Annotated in this window: 16 protein-coding genes; 9 read left to right on the top strand and 7 right to left on the bottom strand. The window is 66.7% G+C overall.

All coding sequences use genetic code 11. The features are described from left to right. Positions 1–64 precede the first annotated feature (64 nt). The 3 genes from fusA (at position 65) to PXJ20_RS20205 (ending at position 3,822) form a co-directional block, all read left to right on the top strand. A complete protein-coding gene (fusA, locus tag PXJ20_RS20215) occupies positions 65–2,113 on the top strand; it encodes an elongation factor G (protein ID WP_421032037.1) in 2,049 nt (682 codons plus the stop codon). A 240-nt stretch (positions 2,114–2,353) separates the two neighbouring features. Further along, positions 2,354–2,620 carry a DUF4148 domain-containing protein gene (locus tag PXJ20_RS20210; protein WP_157977846.1) on the top strand — a complete coding sequence of 89 codons (267 nt, stop codon included), beginning with the start codon at positions 2,354–2,356 and terminating at the stop codon, positions 2,618–2,620. Between the two features lie 329 nt (positions 2,621–2,949). Continuing rightward, on the top strand, positions 2,950–3,822 hold the full coding sequence (locus tag PXJ20_RS20205; protein ID WP_421032036.1) for a phage tail tip lysozyme: 873 nt from the start codon (positions 2,950–2,952) through the stop codon (positions 3,820–3,822). A 171-nt stretch (positions 3,823–3,993) separates the two neighbouring features. On the opposite strand, the gene PXJ20_RS20200 is transcribed toward PXJ20_RS20205, so the two are convergent. The 3 genes from PXJ20_RS20200 to PXJ20_RS20190 form a co-directional block, all read right to left on the bottom strand. Further along, positions 3,994–5,469 carry a glycosyltransferase family 2 protein gene (locus PXJ20_RS20200; RefSeq protein ID WP_199542644.1) on the bottom strand — a complete coding sequence of 492 codons (1,476 nt, stop codon included), beginning with the start codon at positions 5,467–5,469 and terminating at the stop codon, positions 3,994–3,996. 140 nt (positions 5,470–5,609) lie between these two features. Next, positions 5,610–6,212 carry a cytochrome b gene (locus PXJ20_RS20195; protein ID WP_017775288.1) on the bottom strand — a complete coding sequence of 201 codons (603 nt, stop codon included), beginning with the start codon at positions 6,210–6,212 and terminating at the stop codon, positions 5,610–5,612. 276 nt (positions 6,213–6,488) lie between these two features. Beyond that, complete coding sequence (locus tag PXJ20_RS20190) at positions 6,489–7,385, bottom strand: DMT family transporter (protein WP_017775287.1); 897 nt, start codon at positions 7,383–7,385, stop codon at positions 6,489–6,491. A 294-nt stretch (positions 7,386–7,679) separates the two neighbouring features. Between PXJ20_RS20190 and PXJ20_RS20185 the strand changes: the two genes are divergently transcribed. Then, positions 7,680–8,558 carry a helix-turn-helix domain-containing protein gene (locus tag PXJ20_RS20185; RefSeq protein WP_126878754.1) on the top strand — a complete coding sequence of 293 codons (879 nt, stop codon included), beginning with the start codon at positions 7,680–7,682 and terminating at the stop codon, positions 8,556–8,558. 94 nt (positions 8,559–8,652) lie between these two features. Here PXJ20_RS20185 and bla read toward each other — a convergent pair whose 3' ends face one another. Then, entirely contained in the window at positions 8,653–9,600 is a 948-nt protein-coding gene (gene bla, locus PXJ20_RS20180; protein ID WP_421032035.1) for a class A beta-lactamase, read from the bottom strand. A gap of 130 nt (positions 9,601–9,730) precedes the next feature. On the opposite strand from bla, the gene PXJ20_RS20175 reads away from it, so the two are divergent. Further along, positions 9,731–10,603, top strand: a complete 873-nt coding sequence (locus PXJ20_RS20175; protein ID WP_199542265.1) for a LysR family transcriptional regulator — start codon at positions 9,731–9,733, stop codon at positions 10,601–10,603. A gap of 61 nt (positions 10,604–10,664) precedes the next feature. Here PXJ20_RS20175 and PXJ20_RS20170 read toward each other — a convergent pair whose 3' ends face one another. Beyond that, positions 10,665–11,546: an MOSC domain-containing protein gene (locus PXJ20_RS20170; protein ID WP_421032034.1), complete on the bottom strand. Its 882-nt coding sequence runs from the start codon at positions 11,544–11,546 to the stop codon at positions 10,665–10,667. A gap of 287 nt (positions 11,547–11,833) precedes the next feature. Here PXJ20_RS20170 and PXJ20_RS20165 point away from each other — a divergent pair, with 287 nt between their 5' ends. After that, the gene (locus PXJ20_RS20165) at positions 11,834–12,022 is read left to right on the top strand and encodes a hypothetical protein (RefSeq protein WP_421032033.1); all 189 of its coding nucleotides are present in this window, start codon (positions 11,834–11,836) and stop codon (positions 12,020–12,022) included. A gap of 169 nt (positions 12,023–12,191) precedes the next feature. Here PXJ20_RS20165 and PXJ20_RS20160 read toward each other — a convergent pair whose 3' ends face one another. Then, the gene (locus tag PXJ20_RS20160) at positions 12,192–13,106 is read right to left on the bottom strand and encodes a LysR family transcriptional regulator (RefSeq protein ID WP_017775281.1); all 915 of its coding nucleotides are present in this window, start codon (positions 13,104–13,106) and stop codon (positions 12,192–12,194) included. A 172-nt stretch (positions 13,107–13,278) separates the two neighbouring features. Between PXJ20_RS20160 and speB the strand changes: the two genes are divergently transcribed. Both speB and PXJ20_RS20150 read left to right on the top strand, forming a co-directional pair. Next, positions 13,279–14,232 carry an agmatinase gene (gene speB / locus PXJ20_RS20155; RefSeq protein WP_421032032.1) on the top strand — a complete coding sequence of 318 codons (954 nt, stop codon included), beginning with the start codon at positions 13,279–13,281 and terminating at the stop codon, positions 14,230–14,232. Between the two features lie 214 nt (positions 14,233–14,446). Beyond that, positions 14,447–15,202, top strand: a complete 756-nt coding sequence (locus PXJ20_RS20150) for a membrane protein (protein ID WP_017775279.1) — start codon at positions 14,447–14,449, stop codon at positions 15,200–15,202. A gap of 152 nt (positions 15,203–15,354) precedes the next feature. On the opposite strand, the gene PXJ20_RS20145 is transcribed toward PXJ20_RS20150, so the two are convergent. Further along, a complete protein-coding gene (locus PXJ20_RS20145) occupies positions 15,355–16,239 on the bottom strand; it encodes a manganese catalase family protein (protein WP_199542260.1) in 885 nt (294 codons plus the stop codon). Between the two features lie 113 nt (positions 16,240–16,352). Between PXJ20_RS20145 and PXJ20_RS20140 the strand changes: the two genes are divergently transcribed. Next, positions 16,353–17,231, top strand: coding sequence for a DUF2306 domain-containing protein (locus tag PXJ20_RS20140; RefSeq protein WP_421032031.1), 879 nt, complete (start codon positions 16,353–16,355; stop codon positions 17,229–17,231). Positions 17,232–17,242: the final 11 nt, after the last annotated feature.

Below are 17,242 nucleotides of genomic sequence, written 5' to 3'. Positions count from 1 at the left end.
AACTAGCCGTGCCCGCTTTTTTCGCCAATAATGGCCGCACCTCCATCTCCGGACGAGGGCGGCCATGCACTACAGCCCCGAAGCCATCCGCACCATTGCGCTGGTGGGACACGCAGGATGCGGAAAGACATCGCTGGCGGAAGCACTCCTGTTTCAGGGCGGCGCAGTACATACGCAAGGCACCGTGGAGCGCGGCACCGCCTTGTGCGACTTCGATCCGCTCGAACGCAAGTACCACCACTCCCTCTCCTCCGCCGTCACCCACTTCCACTACCACGACACCCGCATCTATCTGCTCGACACGCCGGGCTATCCCGATTTCGCCGGCCTTTCGATCAGCGCCTTGCCCGCCGTGGAGACCGCGGCCATCGTCATCAACGCGCGCACCGGCATCGAGATGACCACGCGGCGCATGATGGCGTACGCCGAGCAACGCAAGCTGTGCCGCATGATCGTCGTGAACGGCATCGACGGCGAAAAGGTGGATCTGCCGCGTCTCTTCGCCGAGATTCAGGAAGCGTTCGGCAAGACCTGTCTGCCCATCAATCTGCCGGCGCAGCAGGGGCGCGACGTGGTGGACTGCTTCTTCAATCCGTCGGGCGAAGCGGACTTTCTTTCGGTGGAGGCGGCGCACGACGCGCTCATCGATCAGGTGATCGAACTCGACCCGGAACTGATGGAGCTTTATCTGGAGCAAGGCGAGGCCATTCGTCCCGAGCAGTTGCACGCACCGTTCGAGCGCGCGCTGCGCGAAGGGCACCTCGTGCCCGTGTGCTTCACGTCGGCGGCCACGGGCGCGGGCATCGGTGCGTTGCTCGACATCTTCGTGCGGCTCCTGCCGAATCCCACCGAAGGCAATCCGCCGCTCTTCTATCGCGAAACAGAAGGTCATGTCGAAGTCGTGCATGCGCAACCCGTGGCGGACAAGCACGTGCTCGCGCATGTCTTCAAGATCGTGATGGACCCGTACATCGGCAAGATGGCGGTGTTTCGCATCCATCAGGGCACCGTGACGCGTGACAGCCAGCTGTATATCGGCGAAGGACGTCAGCCGTTCAAGGTGGCGCACCTGCTGATGCTGCAGGGCAAGGACCACGCCGACATCCAGCGCGCCGGCCCCGGCGACATCTGCGCCGTGGCGAAGGTGGACGAGATCGGCTTCGACGCCGTGCTGCACGACGCCCCCGAGGACGGCAACATCCACCTCACGCCGCTCGATTTCCCCACGCCCATCTACGGCCTCGCTATCGAGCCCGCGCGGCGCGGCAACGAGCAGCGCTTGTGGGAGATACTGCAAAAGCTGGCCGCCGAAGACCCGTGCCTCGTGATCGATCACCCTGTGGGCACCAACGAGACCGTGGTGCGCGGCCTCGGCGAATTGCATCTGCGCTACATGCTGGAACGCCTCACGGAGCAGTACAAGCTCGAAGTCGTGACGCGCCCGCCCAGGATTGCATGGCGCGAAACGATTGGCGGCAAGGCCGAGGGCCATTGCCGCCACAAGAAACAAACCGGCGGCGCGGGGCAATTCGGCGAAGTCATGTTGCGCGTGGAGCCGCTGCCGCGCGGCGCGGGCTTCGAATTCGTGGACGCCGTGAAGGGCGGCGCCATTCCGGGGCAGTTCATTCCCGCCGTGGAGAAAGGCATTCTTCAGGTGATCGAGAACGGCCCGCTCGCGGGCTTTCCGATGCAGGACGTGCGCGTGACGGTCTACGACGGCAAGAGCCATCCCGTCGATTCGAAGGAAGTAGCCTTCGCCACGGCGGGGCGCAAGGCCTTCATCGAGGCCGTGCTGAAGGCGCAGCCCATCGTGCTCGAACCGATCGTGGATATCGAAGTGATGGCGCCCGAAGCCGCGATGGGCGACGTGATAGGTGACCTCTCCGCGCGCCGCGGCCAGGTGCACGGCACGCGCACCCTGGGCGGCAACGCGATCGTGGTGGCGGGCAAGGTGCCGCTCGCGGAACTTAACGACTACCAGTCGCGGCTCAACGCAATGGCGGGCGGCGACGGCAATTACAGCATCCAGTTCAGTCATTACGACCCGGTGCCGCCGGGCCAGCAGGAGCGGCTCGCCGCGCAGCACCGCAGCGAGGCGAACAACGGCGAGTGATGAGCGCCGCAACTGATCGCTCGCCCCCGACTAAATAAATGTTCCTGAGCGGGAATAACCCGCGTCCACGCACGGTTCACCCTGCACGTGCCGCTTTCGTGCGTGTGCCGCAGCCTCCCCCGCGGTCATTTCATCCGCACAAAGCCGCACGCGAACCCGTGCATATCGCGTTCCAGCTACGACGGACGCATCGCATCGGGACGACCGACTCCGGTCCCATTTCGGCGAATGGAGCACATCATGAAGCTTTCACTCCTGATTACAGCAGCCGCGCTCGCACTCGGCGCCGCTCAGGCCTACGCACAGACCGACGCCACCAGCACGGCGGCGACGCAAGGCGACAACGCAGCCATGACGAACGACGCCGTGGGCGGCCAGCTGCCCGGCATGAGCGCGAGCGGCGCGCCTCACGCGAAGACACGCGCCGAGGTCTATCAGGACTTCCTGCGCGCGAAGCAGGACGGTACGCTCGACCGCATCAACGCGCTGTACGGCGGCGGCGATTAATCTCCGGCGCTGCATCATCCGAAACAACCCCACCTCACCTCCTGGAGCGCCGTCGGCCGCTGACGGCGGCGCGTCCTTCCCTTGTCTTGCCGCTTCAGGTGTCCCTCGCGGGAGTCCCCTCGCCGGGTCCCTCCCGGCACGCCTGCGTTCGCTTCGCGACACGCCGCTTCGCGCCCTTACCGGCGCTGCCATGACGCATGAATAAAGTGTCCTGAAGCAACCAGGCGGTGCGCCCTCGCCTGCGCGCGGCCCTGTCGTTCCCGCCGTACGTGTCGTTCGTGCTTTCGTTTGTCCGGCTTTCCGTTTTTTCTCACGACCCGGTCACTACCATGAGCAACACCATCACCAATCAGTACCTCCGCACGCAGACGCCCGTGGACGACGCGCAGGCCGGCAACACGCCGTCTGCGTCGGACATCGAGTTGCGCATCATGCAGGACATCGAACAGCTGCTCGCCGACCTCAGCGTCGCCACCGCGAACGGCGACTTCGACACCAGCAGCGGCAACACGGGCAGTGGCGGAGGCGGCGGCTTCGGTTCAGGCACCTCGAACTTCCAGGCGCCGGCGTTCAACCTCGGCGCCGCAACCGGCACGACCGGCGGCACCACGACACCCGCCACGACCGGCACCACGAACGCCCCCGTCACCGGCAACAGCGGCACGCCGAACGGTCAATCGGGTTCGCCGCAGCAAACGGGCTCGGTCATTGCGCTCAGCACTGCGCCGCAAACCACGGCGCTCACGCCCGAACAGAGCAAGCAGACCGCGGACGCCTACGTGTCGAACCTCCAGCACGATTTCGGTCTGACGCGCGACCAGGCCGCCGGCATCGTGGCGAACCTCTGGCACGAGAGCGGCGGCATGAATTCAGGCATCAATCAGGGCGGCGCGATCGGCGCGCCCAGTTCCAACATGGCCGACGACAATGGCAACGGCTACGGCATTGCCCAGTGGGGCGGCTCGCGCAAGCAGGGGCTCATCGACTACGCGCACGAGCACGGGCTCGACCCGTCGAGCCAGGCGGCCAATTACGGTTATCTGAAGCAGGAACTCGAGACCTCGGAATCGGGCGCCATTTCCGCGGTGAAGAGCACGAACAGCGCCCAGGCGGCCACCGTCGCGTTCTGCGACGTGTTCGAAAAGCCGAGCGACCCGGAGATGGCTTCGCGCCTCGACCACCTTTCGGAGATTCTCGCGTAAGCGGCCCTTTGTGTTTGCGGCGGCTACGTCGTCCGGCGGCTGGGCTCATCAGCTCGTAGAAACGGGCGTAGAAGGGGGAGTAAAAGCGGGCGTAAAAGCGGACGTAAAAGCGCTGCGACCGCTGAGCAGCGCAACGCTTCAGCCCTTCTTCTTCAGCGCTTCTTCAGCCCTTCACCGACGCGCCTCGTCGACGAGTCCTGTTCGTTCCTGCACGCCCCAGCTCTTGCGCGCCGTCAGCAGGTGCAGCCAGCCGAGCGCCGCGCCCGTGTGCCGCAGCAACTGGAAGCTGAACGGCTCGGCCAGCGCCGCGAGAACCGCGAGCGCGAAATGCGAGCCGCGGCGCTCGCCGGTCCAGCGTCGGTACAGGTGCACAGACCACAGGTGAAACGCGAGGTCCACCCCGATCTTCGCGACGATCACCGCCGACACCGAAAGCGCAATGCCGATGCGCCCCGTAAACAGGAACGTCAGCAGCAGCACGAACGCCGTGAGTCCGTAGATGGGCTGCAACGTGTCGATGGCCTTCACCGGCATCATCAGCAGACCCAGCGCACCATAGCGCCGATTGCCCGCCATGTCGCGGTTCCAGTACTGCGTCTGCAGGAAGCCAGCGAACCAGCGGCGGCGCTGGCGCAGGAACGCGGCGAGCGTGCCGGGCGCGTCGGTGTGCGCGTGCGCGGTGCCGATCACGCGCACGCGCCACGTCTTGCCGTGCTCCACGGCGTAGCGGCGCAGCCGGTGGATCAGTTCGTAGTCTTCCACGAGGCATTGCGTGTCGAAGCCGCCCACCGTGACGAGCGCGTCGCGACGAAAGCAGGCAAACGCGCCGGAGACCAGCAGCAGGCTGTCCGCCCGCATCCACGCAAAGCGCGAAATGAAGTTGCGGATGTACTCGTAGGTCTGAAACCACTGGAAAAAGCGGCCCGTCAGCGTGCGCGCACACATCGGCGTGATGATGCCCGTGGCCGCGACCAGTTCGGGTTCGCGCGCGAACGCGTCGCGCATCGCGGCGCACGCCGTGCCGGCAAGACGCGTGTCGGCGTCTACGGTGAGCACCGTGTCCGTCTCCATCAGCGCAATTGCCGCGTTCAGTGCGTGCGCCTTGCCCGCATGCGGCAGACGCAGCCAGCGCAGCGTGGGAAACAGCACGCTCGGCGCGCTGATCTGCCCTTCGAGCGGCGGCACGAGACCGTAGCGTCCCGCGAGCAGCGCGGCGGTGCCATCCGTGGAGCCGTCGTCGGCAATCACGATCTGCGCGGGCGGCGCGTCCTGTTCGAGCAGCGCCTTGAGCGTGACGGGCAGCACCGACGCCTCGTTCCAGGCCGCCACGATCACACCGAGCGTGGGCTGCGCGCCTTGCGCTGCGGCGTCCGGTGCGTGCGAGGTCTGCGACTTCATCAGCGGCAGCGTCTTGAAGGCGACGAACGCGAGCAGCAGCGTGTCGTACACGACATAGGCAATGCCCACGGACCACGCCACCACGTTGTGCAGGAAGAACGCGCGGGCGAACAGCACGATCCATACAGCAAGCACGCCGCCGTGGATCAGCACGCTCACGAGCGGCGTGCCGCGCGGCGTGATGCGCGACGAGGCCTGGGCGAAGGCGTCGCCGAGCGTATGGGTCGCGGCAGCCGCCGATCGAGTCATGGAAGACGCGCAGCGCGGCGGGCGAGCGTGCGTGTCCGCCGCCGGGCTCACCGGATTGCCCTCGTCGTTGCGCCTGGGATTGCACTTGACGTCGCGCTCGCCATTGCGCCTTTCGAGCGCTGCAAAATCGGGCACGGAACTCATGGCCACATCCGCCGCAAAACGGAATGACGATCGATCAGCTCGTGCTTGAGCGCGCCGCCCACGTGCAACGCCAGCACCAGATAGAGCGCGTAGCCGAACCACGTATGCACGGCGCCAAGCACGTCGTGCATGTGCTCCTTGAACTGCGGTTCGAGATGCATGATGAAGCCCACGCGTGGCCACGGCACGAGATGGAAGAGCGTCATCGGGTGCGTGCCTGCGTCCTTCCAGGCCGAGTCGTGGAACCAGCCCGAGAGCGGCAGGCCCAGCATGATCGCGTAGAGCAGCCCGTGCGCCACGTGCGCCGCGAAACGCTCGGCCCGGGGAAACGCGAGCGGCAGCGGCGGCGGCCGGTGCGATGCGCGCCACAGAATGCGCATGAGCACGAGGCCCAGCACCGTGATGCCGATGGACTTGTGCGTGTCGATGACGGGGCGCACCCAGTCGTCGGGCAAGGCATCCACCGTCCAGGCCAGCACCACGTTGCAGAGGATGCCTGCGGCAATGGCCCAATGAAGCAGGATGGCGACGCGGCTGTAGCGCGCGGCCGGCCCGGGGCGCGCGCGTTCGGCCTGGGCTCGTAGGGTGTTGGTGTTCATCGTGGCTCTGCTGGAAGCTCGAAGGGTGCGTACCAAGGTGCGTACCAGGGTGCATAACGGCCGCGCGGATGAAAGCCCGCCGCCGGACACCGCGCAAGAGACGCGCGGCACTGCCAGCGATAACGCCTGGCCCACGTACTTTATTCCCTCGCGCTTCAGTCCAGCAGTTGCTTCCGGCCCTCAAAAGACGCCAACACGCTCAACACGAGCCCCTCGCAGGCTATGCCGAATGCCACGCGCTCCGGCGCCAACCTGTCGCGCTCACCCACTCTCAGCCTACGAACTCGCGCGCCGCACGAAGACGCGGCGCGTGACGTCGAACGCTACGAGGTTGCCTGCCACCACGAGCAGCAGGCCCACCACAGCGAGAGGCGACCACTGGTAGCCCTCGAACACCGTGGACACCGCAAGCGCGACCAGCGGGAACAGCACCGTGCAGTAGGCCGCGCGTTCCGGTCCAATGCGTCCCACGAGCGTCAGGTATGCGGTGAAGCCGATCACTGACCCCGGCACGGCGAGATAGGCGAGCGCGCCCAGATAGCGCGGCGTGAGCTCCACCGTGAACGGCAGGCCGGCGAGCGCGCTGCCCAGCGTGAGCACCGCCGCGCCGATCAGCATGGCCCAGCCGTTGGTGACGAGCGGATTGAGACCGATCGATTGCATCCGGCTGGAGAGCAGGTTGCCCGCCGAAAAGCACATCGTGCCGAGGAACGCGATGGCAAGGCCTGACCACGTGCCGTGATCGCCGACGTGCCCCGCCATTTGTTGCAGGAAGAGGCACGCAATGCCGGCGAGGCCGAGCACCGCGCCGGCAATGGCCGACGGCTGGAGCGGCCGCCCCATGAACAGCCGGCCGTTGATCGAATTGAGCAGCGGCGCGGTGGAGAACACCACGGCCACGAGCCCGCTCGGCACCGCCTGCTCGGCGTAGTAGAAGCACAGGAAGTTGATGCAGAAGAGCGCAAGGCCCTGGGCGACGAGAAAGCGCCACGCGCCGCGCGGCGGCTTCATGGGCCGCCTGAGCAGGCGCAGCAGCAGAAACATCGCGGCGGCCGCGAGCCAGAAACGCCACGCAATGGAAACCGGCGGCGGCACGGCGCCGAGCTGCCATTTGATGGCAATCCACGTGGTGCCCCAGATCAGCACGGTGACGGCGTAAAGAAAGAGATTCATGGCGCAATGAACGGTGGTGGGTAGCGAGCCTGGGCATCGGTTGTCGTGTTCGCCCCGCCGCGCGGCTCGACGCGCAGCGAGCCGCGGGCGCAAGCTGCCCAGGAACACCCACTATGCCGCCCTGCGCGGGCAGTCCGTTGTCCAGAATTGCGGTCTTTTCTGGGCTGGCCGGTAGCTCGCCGGCAAGGGGCCCGCGCCGGGCCTTATACTGGCGCGACCATGCGCGATCCCACCCTTGCCCCCGCGAACGACGGCACGCCCGACATCCTCGCCCGCCTGCGCGAGGCCGGCGAGATGCCGTTCGGGCTGCATTCGGTGTGCCGCACATTGAGTGAAACGGACGCGAAGCTCGAACGCTTCGCGTGGCTCGGCGACCAGCTCGCCATCGCCGAATGGTCGCGCTTCACCGACGAAGTCGAAACCGCCTACGACCACCCGGGCCATCACACGCTGTCGTGCTACCTGGACGGCGGCTATCGCACCGAGCGCCGCAAGCTGCCGGGCCGCTATGGCGCGCCGAGCCGCCTGTGCGCGCTGCCGGGCGATCACGAGTCGTCGTGGTGGGTGCGCGGCGAAATGCACTTCCTGCACCTCTACTTCCTGCCCGAGCATTTCACGCGCCGCGCGGTGCAGGAACTGGACCGCGAGCCGCGCGAACTCACGCTCGCCGACCGCACCTATTTCGAGGACGAACGCATCGCGGCGCTGTGCCGGATGCTGATCGACGAACACTGGGACGACGCCGACGGCAGGCTGCGCGTCAACGAAACCGCGCACGAAGTGCTGAGCCTGCTGCTGCGCGGGCAGAGCGCCACGCGCGCCGGCCTCGCGCTGAAAGGCGGCCTCGCGCCGGCTGTGCGCCGGCGCCTGTGCGACTACATCGACGCGCATCTCACGCAGCCCGTCACGCTGGGCGATCTGGCCCGCGAGGCCGCGCTCTCCGAATACCATTTCGCGCGGATGTTCCGCATCTCGTTCGGCGCAGCGCCGCATGCGTGGATTGCGGGCCGGCGCATCGAGCGGGCGCGCGCACTGTTGCGCAACACGGCGCTGCCGCTAGCCGAGGTGGCCGCGCAATGCGGCTACGCGAACGCGGCGCACTTCAGCCATCGCTTTCGCGAAGCGCTCGGCGTAGCGCCGAATGCGTTCCGGCGCATCACGCAGGCGGCTTGAACACCGTCTGCTGCGGGCTGCCTGCGGCCTGTCGCCTGAAGCGGCCGCCCGAAACAAAAGCCGACACCGAAACCGAAGCGCGCCCGCAACCGCCCTATCCCAACGCCCCTGCCACGATGCGCGCCGCTGCCGCGATCACGTCGTCGCGCGCCTTCACCTTCGGCTCGCGCTGGGTGAAGTAGACGGCGAGCATGACCGGCGCACGCCCGGGCGGCCAGAGAATGGCCAGATCGTTGGCGGTGCCGTAGTCGCCGGTGCCCGTCTTGTCGCCCACTTGCCAATCTGCCGGAACACCCGCGCGAATGCGATGCGCGCCCGTCGTGTTGCCGCGCAGCCATGTCACGAGCTGATCGCGCTGTGCGGACGGCAGCGCCTGCCCCACCGTAAGCGTCTGCAGCGTTCGCGCCATCGCGGCCGGCGTGGACGTGTCGCGCAGGTCGCCGGGGATGGCCGTGTTGAGTTCGGTCTCCCAGCGATCGAGCCGGAAGGCGGCGTTGCCCGTGGCGTGCGCGTAGGCCGTCACGGCCTGCGGACCGCCCAGCACTTTCATGAGCTGGTTCGCCGCCGTGTTGTCGCTGTACTGGATGGCGGCCTGACATAGTTCGGCTACTGTCATGCCGCCTTCCACATGCTTCGAGGAAACCGGCGAGTAGTGCGCGAGATCGTGCTTGGTGTAGCGGATGCGCCGTTGCATCAGGCCCGGCACGTCGAGGCTTCGCGCGAGAATCGCCGCGGCCAGAACCATCTTGAAAGTGCTGCAAAAGGGAAACCGTTCGTCGGCGCGATAGCGGATTTCGCGCGGCTTGCAGCCCGCCTCGCTGCCCGCCTCACCGCCCGCGCAGGTCGGGATGGCGCATACGCCCAGACGCCCGCCCGACGTGCGTTCCAGCGCAGCGAGCGCGTCTCGCACGGAAGCGTCCTGCGAAGGCGTTGACGGAGTCTGCGCTCGCGTTTCCAGGGTGAACGCAAACGGCAGCATGCCGGCGGCAAGCAACAGGGTACGGCGCGAAGGGCGATGTGGGCGATGCGGGCGATGGGTCATGATGGGTCGTCTCTTGTCGTGATGGTCGGGCAAGGGGGCTGCCGGAACAGCACTATCGGCCCGTTGCGGGCAGTCCACAATCGACGATAATTGCCGCCACGCAAAAGAAAATCTATCGGCTTCGGCGACCATGCGTCTTCATCTTCCCCTCAACGCGCTGCGGGCATTCGAGTCGTCGGCGCGGCATCTGAGCTTCACGCGCGCGGCGCAGGAACTCAACGTCACGCAAGCCGCCGTGAGCCAGCAGGTGCGCACGCTCGAAGCGCGGCTCGGCTGCGCGCTCTTCAAGCGCCTGCCGCGCGGCCTTGCCATCACCGACGAAGGGCTCGCCCTGCTGCCCGTGCTCAGCGAATCGTTCGGGCGCATCGAGACTGTGCTCAAGCAGTTCGAAGGCGGACGGCGCCGCCAGGTGCTCACGGTAGGCGCCGTGGGCACGTTCGCGGTGGGCTGGCTGATTCCGCGGCTGCGGCAGTTTCGCGAAACGCATCCGTTCGTGGAACTGCGCCTTCTCACGCACAACAACCTCGTGGACCTCGCGGCTGAAGGGCTCGACTTCGCAGTGCGCTTCGGCGACGGCGGCTGGCCCGCCACCCACAACACGCTGCTGCTCGATGCCCCGCTCGCGGTGCTCTGCGCACCGGCTATCGCGAGACGCCTCAAGAAGCCCGCCGATCTCGCCAACGAAACGCTGCTGCGTTCGTATCGCATCGACGAATGGCCGAACTGGTTCGCGGCGGCCGGCATGACGCCCCTCGCGGCAACAGGGCCGGTATTCGATTCGTCGCGGCTGATGGCGGAAGCGGCCGTTCAGGGCGCGGGCGTGGCGCTCGCGCCGCCGCGCATGTTCGTGCACGAACTGCAGACGGGCACGCTCGCGCGCGTGTTCGACGCGGAACTGCGTGCGGGCGCCTACTGGCTCACGTGGCTGAAGTCGCGCCGCCTGTCGCCCGCGATGCAGTTGTTTCGCGACTGGATCTTGCAGGAAGCGGCGGCTACGGCGTGATGTTCGGCAAGCGCGGGCGCCGCGATCAACGCCTCACGCGCGCTTGCCCGAGGGCCGGCGCTCAGGCGTCGAAGCCCAATTCGGCATTCACGGTCATGCCCACTTCGAGCCAGGTCCCGCTGCCGGCCACCACGATGCCGTTGTTGCCGAACGTGAGCGCGCCGTCGAAACGCGGGTTCGCACGATAGGCCTGCATCGTGTCGAGCGGCTCGTGCGGCCACGCCGGGTCAGGTGCGCCGGTCTGCTGGTCGATGGTGGGCATCGGGCAGCGCGTGCAGAGCTTCACGAGCCGCACATCCACGGGCACGCCGTTCGCGTCGATCTCGAGGCGCTCCACGTAGTCTTCTTCGTAAGGGTCGAGCCCTGTCACCACGATATTGGGACGAAAGCGGTTCACGGGCACGGGCGGCGCGCCCCTCGCCGCGAGCCGCGCATTGAGGTCGTCGAGCGACGCCTGGCCCAGCACGAGCAGCGGATAACCGTCGGCGAATTGCGTCGTTGAAACGAATTCGCCGGTCCACTTGCGGCTCACCTCGCGGCGCGCCGAGGGCGCGAAGCGCACGAGCCGCGCGGGAAAGCCCAGGAAGTCGCTGAACCATGCGGCAGTTTCGGCGCCGGTATCGAGCGCTTCGACCGTGTCCTTCCATACCGTGGCTGCCACGGTGGGTGCGCCGGCAAGAGTTTCGAGAAGCGCGTGGGCAGCGAGCGGCGTGGTGAGCGGGGCGCGGTCCGGCGCGCTGATCGTCAGCACGCCGTCGCCGAGGGCAGGCTTCACGAGCGCGAGCCGCGGATGAACGCGCTGCGTGAGCATCGCGCCCGCGGCATCGACGAGCATCCAGTTGCGGTCGTAATCGAAGCCGGTTTCGCCGAGGCGGACACGGGCAGGCGCAATGCCTGCGCACGACTTGATCGGATAGACGAACAGTTCGCTGATGATCGGCATGGGGACAAAGCAGCCAGAAGGTGGGGCGAGCCGCAAACATAGCACAGGGCATGCGGCGGGCATGCGCGGCCCTGTGCCGCTTGCCGGAGCGTGCCGAAGCGTGCCGAAGCTTGCCGCCTTGCCGCATCCGCAGGCTCAGTCCTATATTGAAAAGATCGACATGCCGGTGCGCACGCACGAGGTGCCGCGCACCGGCGCATCACTGCACATGTCCAAGCCGAAGGGGGCAGATCGTGAGGACCACGACAGACGTGCTCAGGACCGGACGACGCGAAACGATACGACACGTGGCTTACAGCCTGGCCGACAGCGGACGCTATGCCGACTGGCAGGCCATCGAGGGCATTCTGTGCATCCGCTACGGGCTGCTCGAAACTCGCCGGCTGCTGGCGGATCGCTTCATCCGGTCGGAACTGAACCGGCGCTGCACGGCGGCGGCGCGCGGCCGGGACAGCCGGGAGGGATTGAACGGATAGGCGCAAGGCTGGCCCGTTCGCGTGGATTGCGAGGCGTGGGATGGCGCGCGACGGACGCCCCTTCCGGAATTCGCGCGCAAAGAGGCCGTTTTATGCGGCTTGGATAAGGATGAGCGTTGCCCCCTGTAGTGCCCATGTGCCCACGTGCCCATGTGCCCCTCTGCCCCTGTCACGTTGGCGTTGGCGTCCCTCCATGCGCCCGCCGCATGTCTTCGAGAAACGCCTCGACAATCGGCCCCCGGCGGCTGCGCTGTTGCGTCACCATGTGGAACGTTACGTCGTAGCGTAGCTTCGCGGGGTTCAGCGCCGCGAGCAGCCCCTGCTTCACATACGGCGCCGCGAAATGCTGGGGCAGATATCCCAGGTGGTGGCCCGAAAGAATCAGCAGCGCGACGGCCTCCATGTTGTCCGCCTGGGCGGTCACCTTGGCGGGCGTCGTGGAAAGCTGCACCTCGGGCAGCGGATACGTACGCCACGCCCATTCGAAGTCCGCGGCCTTCGCCGGGTCGACGCGCCCCGCCTGCCGATACAGCGGGTGGCCGCGCCCGCAGTACGCCACCTGCCGCTCTTCGAACAGCGGCGTGTAGTCGAGCGTGGGCACGCGGTGCCAGAAATAGCCGATGGCGATGTCCACGTCGCCCGCCAGCAACCGCTCTTCGAGTTCGCCCGGCGGCCGCACCGAAATCGAGAAACGCACCGCTTCGTCGCGCCGCCTGAAGAGCGCAATGGCTTCGCTGATACGCGCGTTATGGCTCACGGGCGTATGTCCGATCAGGCCGATGTGGAGCGCGCCCACGAGCTGCTTGTCCATATGGCGCGCCTCGCTGCTGAATTCGTCCACGGCTGCGTAGAGCTTCTTTGCTAGCGCGTAGAAGCGCTCGCCCTTCGTCGTGAGCCGAAAGCCGCCGCGGCCGCGCTCGCAGAGCCGGAAGCCGAGCCGCGTCTCCAGCGTGGAAAGCTGCGTGCTGATGGTGGGCTGGCTCACGTTGAGCGTGGATTGCGCGACGCTCACGCCGCCGGCATCCGCCACGGCGACGAACACGCGTATCAGGCGCAGGTCGAGATCGGTCAGCGCGCCGAGCATGTCAACTCCAGGGCGCCTGTAGATACATATGAATTCATCAATGTGAACGTTGAAAATTAGCGATTCAAGTTTCGATTCTGGCGCGACAAACTACTGCTGCAAAGGGTCATTAGCATGATAGGCCACAACAGATGAATATCGAAAACCCACCCGCAAACCACGAGGAACGGCGATGAGCGACGAATACTTCCAGCCCATGAGCGGCAACGCGATGCCCCGCTTCGGCGGCATCGCCACGATGATGCGTCTGCCGCACGCGGAAAGCGCGCAGGGGCTCGACGCCTGTTTTGTCGGCGTGCCGTTCGATCTGGGCACGTCGAACCGCACGGGCGCGCGCTTCGGGCCGCGCCAGATTCGCAGCGAATCGGTGCTGCTGCGGCTTTACAACATGGCGACGCGCGCAGCGCCGTTCGACTCGCTGCGCGTGGCGGATATCGGCGACGTGGCGACCAACCCCTACAACCTGCATGACTCCATCGCTCGCATCGAAGCGGCCTACGACGCGATCCTCGCCCACGGTTGCCGGCCCATTTCGCTGGGCGGCGACCACACCATCGCGCTGCCCATCCTGCGCGCCATGCATCGCAAGCACGGCCGCGTCGGCCTGATTCACGTCGATGCGCACGCCGACGTCAACGACACCATGTTCGGCGAGAAGATCGCCCACGGCACGCCGTTTCGCCGCGCGGTGGAAGAAGGGCTGCTCGACTGCGAGCGCGTGGTGCAGATCGGCCTGCGCGGCACGGGCTACGCGGCCGAAGACTTCGACTGGTGCCGCGAGCAGGGCTTTCGCGTCGTGCAGGCCGAGCAATGCTGGAACCGCTCGCTGAGCCCGCTCATGGACGAGGTGCGCGAACGCGTGGGCGGCGGGCCCGTGTACATCAGCTTCGACATCGACGGCATCGACCCCGCCTACGCGCCGGGCACGGGCACGCCCGAGATCGCGGGGCTCACGGTGCCGCAAGCGCTGGAGATCGTACGCGGCGCGTGGGGGCTCGATATCGTGGGCGCGGATCTCGTGGAAGTGGCGCCGCCCTACGATCCGTTCGGCACCACGGCGCTGCTGGGTGCAAACCTTGCGTACGAACTGCTGTGCGTGTTGCCGGGAGTCGCACGACGCGCCTGATCCACATGATCCACGCGTGATGGGGCGCAATGGAGCGCACGAGCCCCGAGCCCCGAGGCGCAAACAACGAAGCGAAGGCCGCACGATGCGGCCTTCGTCGTTTCCGGGTCTCCAACGTCGCCGTGGCTAAGACTCTCTTAAGCGCCTGCGGATACTCTGGAGCTCGCCTGCACTCACAGCACTATCCCGAACACGAGGAAACAAGGAACCGCGCATGACGAAACAACCGCTCGCCATTACCAAAGTGCCCGAGGTCACGCTCGGCTTCTGGATCGTAAAAATTGCCGCCACCACGCTGGGCGAAACAGGCGGCGACGCCGTCTCGATGTCGATGAATCTCGGCTATCTGATCGGTACCGCCATCTTCGCGGTCATCTTCATTGCCGCCGTCACCGCGCAGGTTCGCGCGAAACAGTTTCATCCCCCGCTCTACTGGCTCACGATCATCGCGACCACCACCGTCGGTACGACGCTCGCCGACTTCGCGGACCGCTCGCTCGGCATCGGCTACGCGGGCGGCAGTTCGATCCTGTTCGCGCTGGTGTTGATTTCGCTGCTCGCGTGGTATCGCACAACGGGCTCGGTGTCGGTCAGCACGGTGTCGTCGCCGAAGGCCGAGGTGTTCTACTGGGTCACCATCATGTTTTCGCAGACGCTCGGCACCGCACTCGGCGACTGGACCGCGGACTCGGCGGGTTTCGGCTACAGCGGCGCAGCCGTTCTGTTCGGCGGCCTGCTGCTCGTGCTCGCCATTGCGCACTACTGGACCCGCATCTCGAAGACGCTGCTGTTCTGGTGCGCGTTCATTCTCACGCGACCGCTCGGCGCCGTAGTGGGCGACTTTCTCGACAAGCCCGTCGATCACGGCGGGCTTGCACTGAGCCGCTATACGGCGTCGCTTGCGCTGGTGCTCTTCATCGCCGCGTGGATGGCATTCTTCAGGCAGCGGCCGGCCACTGCCGCGCATTGAAGCAACCGGGCGGTGTACGACACCTGCCCGGTCCGTTCGTCTTCATCACGCCAGCCGCGTTTGCAGCTTTGGCCGGCAGCCTTTTCCCCGGCAGCTTTTTCAATCGCGCGGCACGGCGCTTACAACGCCGCAAACACAGCATCCGATGCGGCCTACTTCTCCTCGCCCTCGATGCCCGTCATGCCGAGTTCGGCACCGGTCTCGGGGTCGGAGGCGGTGTCCGATGCAAGACGCTGCTTCATCGCCTCCACGGCCGCCACCTCCTTGCCGTCAAGTTTCCCGCTCGCCAGTCCGTCGCCGCCACCCACCGCGACCTGCGGCTCGGGCACGAGTTCGAGTCCGCGGCCCTGGTTCCACGGGCCCGGCACCGGCGGATCGCCCACCTGCATCCTGAAGTACTGGCTCGCGTATTCCTTGACCGGCGGCAGCTTGCCCGGCGGAAAGTTCGGGCTGATCGAATACAGCGCCTTCTCGAACGACTTCTGGTGCGAGACCTCGCGCGTCATCAGGAAACCGAGCGCCTCGCGCACGCCCGCGTCATCGCTCACGTTGATGAGCCGCTCGTAGATGATCTTCGCGCGTGCCTCCGCTGCGATGTTGGAGCGCAGGTCCGCCGTGGGCTCGCCAATGGTGTCGATATACGCGGCGTTCCACGGCACGCCCGCGGAGTTCGTGAGCGGCGTGCCCGCGCCGTACAGCACCTGCGTGACGTGGCTGTCGTTGCCGGGGCCGTTGAGCTTGCGGTACATCTCCGCCTGGGCGTCCACGGCTTCGGCCAGTTCGCCCTTCGCGCCGCGGTTCAGCATCGCCACGATGGAGCCGATGATTTCGAGGTGGCTCAACTCTTCCGTTGCGATGTCGAACAGCATGTCCTTGCGGCCCGGGTCCTCTTCGGTGATGGCCTGCGTGAAGTAGCGCATGGCCGCGGCGAGTTCGCCTTGTGGACCGCCGAACTGCTCGAGCAGCAGATTCGCAAGCCCGGGATCGCATTCCCCGACCCGCACGGTGTACTGCAGACGCTTGTTGTGGACGAACATGACACTCCCCCTTGGTGAGCGATTGAACGAGCCATCGACACCGCATCGAACATTCCCGGCGACGCCTGCGCGCCGCGCTGCGACCTCGCCTGCGCGTTCCTATAATCGGGCGCATGAAACCCGACCTGCCGCTGTCTTCGTCCGCCGCGCAGCCGCCGCTGGGCCCGCTCGATCTTTCCGGTTCGCTGCGTTCATCGCCTGCGCTTCGTTACGGATGGCGCGCGCTCGTTGCCGTCACGTGGGCGAGCATGGGGATCTTCGGCGTCTACATTGCGGTTTATTACGGCGGCGCGATTCCCGCAGGCGAGCCTCGCGACTGGAACGCGGTACTGCCGCGCCTCTACGTGCCCGGCGAGCGTTGGGGCAGCGTGGCGATTGGGGCGCACTTCCTCGCGGGGTCGATGCTGCTCGCCATGGGTCCGGCGCAATTGATCACGGGCCCGCGCGGCACGACGCCCAGGCTGCATCGCTGGATGGGGCGCGTCTACGTTGCGGCGGCGGCCATCGCGGGCCTGGGCGGCACGCTCTACATCGCCTTGCGCGGCACCGTGGGCGGCACGCCGATGAACGTCGGCTTCGGCCTCTATGGCGTGCTCATGGTGGTGGCCGCCGTGGAAACGTTCATGCATGCAAGAGCCCGGCAGCTTGCACAGCATCGCGCATGGGCCATCCGGCTCGTCGCACTCGCGGTGGGCTCGTGGCTGTATCGCATGGATTACGGTCTCTGGCTGAAACTGGCACACGGCATCGGCCATCACTCGCGCACCTTCGATGGACCCTTCGACGCCTTCATGGCGTTCTTCTTCTACGTGCCGAACCTCGCCGTGGCCGAAGCGCTGATTCGCGCTGGAAACACGCCGCCTTCGGGGCGCATGCGGCGCGTGCTGACGCCGCTTGTGATCGTGGCCGCGGCGCTCATTGCGCTTGCCACGTGGCTCTTCACGGCGTCGTATTGGGCGCCGCATATCGTGGCGCGCATCGCGGCGTTGTGAGGGACGTCAAG

The organism is Paraburkholderia sp. A1RI_3L, from assembly GCF_048957895.1.
GTDB lineage: Bacteria > Pseudomonadota > Gammaproteobacteria > Burkholderiales > Burkholderiaceae > Paraburkholderia > Paraburkholderia kururiensis.
The sequence above is the reverse complement of the archived record's forward strand: the minus strand, read 5'-3'. Positions and strand labels throughout refer to the sequence as shown.